The sequence below is a fragment of the Candidatus Omnitrophota bacterium genome (genome assembly GCA_028715415.1).
GTDB lineage: Bacteria > Omnitrophota > Gorgyraeia > Gygaellales > Profunditerraquicolaceae > JAQURX01.
The window spans coordinates 1-3,469 of record JAQURX010000031.1 but is presented as its reverse complement, the minus strand read 5'-3'; the positions used below and the strand labels follow the sequence as shown (position 1 = coordinate 3,469).

General features: G+C 50.8%; 3 protein-coding genes. All 3 read left to right on the top strand.

The features are described 5' to 3' along the window. The coding region (locus PHO70_08580) for a hypothetical protein (protein MDD5433015.1) at nt 1-185 on the top strand (185 nt) is incomplete at its 5' end. 72 nt (nt 186-257) lie between these two features. Further along, nucleotides 258-1,742, top strand: a complete 1,485-nt coding sequence (locus tag PHO70_08575; protein MDD5433014.1) for a potassium/proton antiporter — start codon at nt 258-260, stop codon at nt 1,740-1,742. A 187-nt stretch (nt 1,743-1,929) separates the two neighbouring features. After that, nucleotides 1,930-3,469, top strand: a 1,540-nt coding sequence (locus tag PHO70_08570) for an acetyl-CoA hydrolase/transferase C-terminal domain-containing protein (GenBank protein ID MDD5433013.1), incomplete at its 3' end; no start/stop codon positions are given.

Genomic DNA, 3,469 nt, shown 5'->3' with positions numbered 1-3,469 from the left:
TGGAGACCTTCGAGCTGCATTTCTCAGATGTGGGCTTGGATGGCGGAAGGTGGAAAGGGGCAGTCATGGCTTATGCAGGCCCGGACGGGGTGCAGTCCGACCGTCTTTTGGATCATCTGCACAGGCAGACTGAGGATTTCATGGCTAAATGTCGTTGCCTTATAATTGGAATGGATAAAGTGTAGTCTGGATCGCAGATCGACTTTCTTGAAATGCAGCGTTGGCTTTATTTCATATCGATGCCTATGATCACGTAAATGCTATTAATCGACCATCCGCTGCTGGGGATCTCGATTCTGCTTCTCCTTAGCATTGCAGCCAGCAAAGCATCTGGACGGCTTGGTGTACCGGCTCTGCTTCTCTTTCTTTTAATAGGCATGCTGGCCGGATCGGAAGGCCCTGGCGGAATATACTTCGCAGATCCCTGGCTGACCCAATGTCTGGGCATTACAGCTCTGGTATTCATACTGTTCGACGGTGGACTGCAGACCAAATGGAAGGACATTCGCCCCATACTCTGGAGGGGTTTTGCTCTCTCAACGCTCGGCGTCATGATAACTGCGGCGATAGTGGGTGGCCTTGCCGTCTATCTCCTTAATCTCCCTATTTTAGAAGCCATGCTTCTTGGAGCCATCGTCTCCGCAACCGATGCTGCTGCCGTCTTTATGGTTTTGCGGTCAAGCAATGTCCGCCTCAAAGGAGACCTCCAGCCCCTTCTCGAATTAGAGTCTGGCAGCAACGATCCTATGGCCATATTTCTGACAATCAGCCTGATCTCATATATTTCCGGAGAGCTGACATCTGTTACTAGCATAATTCCCTCGTTTGCTCAGGAGATGGCTTTGGGTGCAGTCATTGGATATCTGTCCGGCAAAGCAATCAGCAGAATCATCAACCGCATCAAGTTGGGATGCGAGGGGCTCTATCCAGTTCTGACCATATCCATGATGCTGCTAATATACGGCCTAACCTGCCTTCTGGAGGGCAACGGCTTTTTGGCTGTTTATCTGGCAGGAATAACTTTAGGAAACACAGATTTTATCCACAAAAGAATGCTGCGGAGAATCCACGATAGCGCTGCCTGGCTGATGCAGATTGTAATGTTTTTAGCTCTTGGACTTCTGGTTTTTCCCAATCGTATCATCCCAATCGCGGCAGATGGCCTTCTCATCTCCCTGGTACTCATGTTCCTGGCCAGACCGGTGAGCGTTTTTGTATGCACGATAGGCAGCGGGCTGTCCGTTAAGGAGAAGGTTCTCGTCTCCTGGGTCGGTCTGAAGGGTGCAGCTCCAATTATCCTGGCCACTTTTCCGCTTATTGCAGGCCTTTTCCAGGCGGACCGGATATTTAATTTCGTATTCTTTATCGTCCTTACGTCCGCGCTTGTGCAGGGTTCTACCATATCTTCATTGGCACGATTGCTGGGGCTTGATGCGCCTCAACGAAATGAATCAGAATTTAAAATCCACTGTCCTGCAGGAACCGGTTTCATAGAGAAGATAATCGAATTGCCGGTCTTCGATGGGGCGCCTGCCATCGGCAAAAGGGTTATCGATCTGGGACTTTCCCAGGACATAATAATTGCCATGATCAAAAGGGGTGATGACTTTATCATCCCATCCGGCAGCACGATCTTGGAGCAAGGAGACATCATTTTTGCACTATCGGAGTCGGACGATCCGGAGCATCTGAGCAATTTGCGGAGCTGGTTTGCAGATACGCTAAATGAGAAATCATCTTGAGGTCTTATATGCAGAACATATTCTGGGACAATTCGACAATATGCAACCACTTTGATTGAGGGTACTGCCTGGACGATGATGGAGACAACATCTGCGATTCGCTCTTTCCGGTGGCCGGGAGGAGCAGAGTGGATAGATTTCCTATGGCGACCTTGATGACTTAATGATTCGGCAATTTGATGATTGGATGAAAGAAAATACTGCAGCTTCCATGGGGGAGACAAAAAAAAGGTGGCCCGGCAAGTTCCGGGATCAGGAGAGGTTCATCTTTGGAAATATCCGACCAGGCGACCGGATATTCGTGGGCACAGGCTGTGGCGAGCCCCAGCATCTGGTCAGGTCTCTCCTGGAATTCGCCAAGAATCAGCCCAAGGCCTTCATGGATGCCGAGCTGATAAACATAGTAACTCTCGGAGTAGCTCCCTACACAGATGAGAAGTTCAAAGACAACTTCCGGCTCAACTCTTTTTTCATTGGCGAGAGCACCAGAAAAGCAGTCAACCGAGCTGAGGCCGATTATACTCCCATATTTCTTTCAGCTCTGCCGGGCCTGATCCGGTCCGGGAGGATACCACTCGACGTGGCCCTCATCCAGACAACTCTGCCAGACATTGATGGGAACATGAACCTGGGAGTGAGTGTGGACATAGTCCGGGCAGTAGTGGAAAAGGCAGGAATCGTCATCGTTCAGCCCAACTCTTTTATGCCGGCTGTGGACGGAGACGGTTGGATCTGCATGGATGATGTGGATTATATCGTGGCCAGAGACGAACCGCTGCTGGAGTACATCGAAAATGCGCCCGGAGAGGTAGCCAGAAAGATTGGAACATATGTATCCCGCATTGTGGAAGATGGATCAACCATTCAGGTGGGATATGGCAGCATTCCAAATGCCATTGTCTCAAGCCTCTCAGAGAAGAGGCATCTGGGAGTGCATACTGAGCTTTTCGGGGATGGCATCGCCAGGCTGATGGAGGACGGCGTGGTGGACAACAGCCACAAGAGCCTTCATCCTGGCAAAAGCATAGCCACATTTTGCATGGGCAGCAAAAAGACATTTGATTTTCTGAGCGGGAACAAGTCGGTAGAGTTCAAAAGCATCGACTACACAAATAATCCTCTGATCATAGCAAAGAACCATAAGATGACTGCCATCAACAGTGCTCTGGAGGTTGATCTCACAGGTCAGGCTACATCGGAGTCTCTCGGACATAGCTTTTACAGCGGCATCGGCGGCCAGGCTGACTTCATGAGGGGTGCGGCCCTGGCCCAGGATGGCAAAACCATTCTCGCCCTTCCGTCCACTGCACAGAGCGCAGAGCAGGACGGATCTGGAGGTGCATCATCTCGCGGGCCGATGGTCTCTCGAATTGTGCCATTCCTGAGTGAGGGGGCAGGAGTCATACTCACGCGAGGCGACATTCACTACGTTGTCACTGAGTACGTCATAGCCTACCTTCATGGCAAGAGCATTCGAGAGAGGGCTATGGACCTCATCTCAATCGCTCATCCGGGTTTTCGGCACTGGCTGATTGAAGAGGCAAAGAAGCTGCATCTCATCTATCCAGATCAGGCCTTCATCCCTGGCATCAAGGGAGAGTATCCGGAGGACCTGGAGGTCCGAAAGATCACACGGGCCGGATTGCCGCTGTTGATCAGGCCTGTCAAGATCAGCGATGAGCCGATGCTCAAGGAATTTTTCTACTCCTTATCAAACGAGAGCATGT

Bases quoted from the DNA above. Each gene is read 5' to 3' on its own strand.
- PHO70_08575 (MDD5433014.1), top strand. From the start codon at position 258: ATGCTATTAATCGACCATCCGCTGCTGGGGATCTCGATTCTGCTTCTC.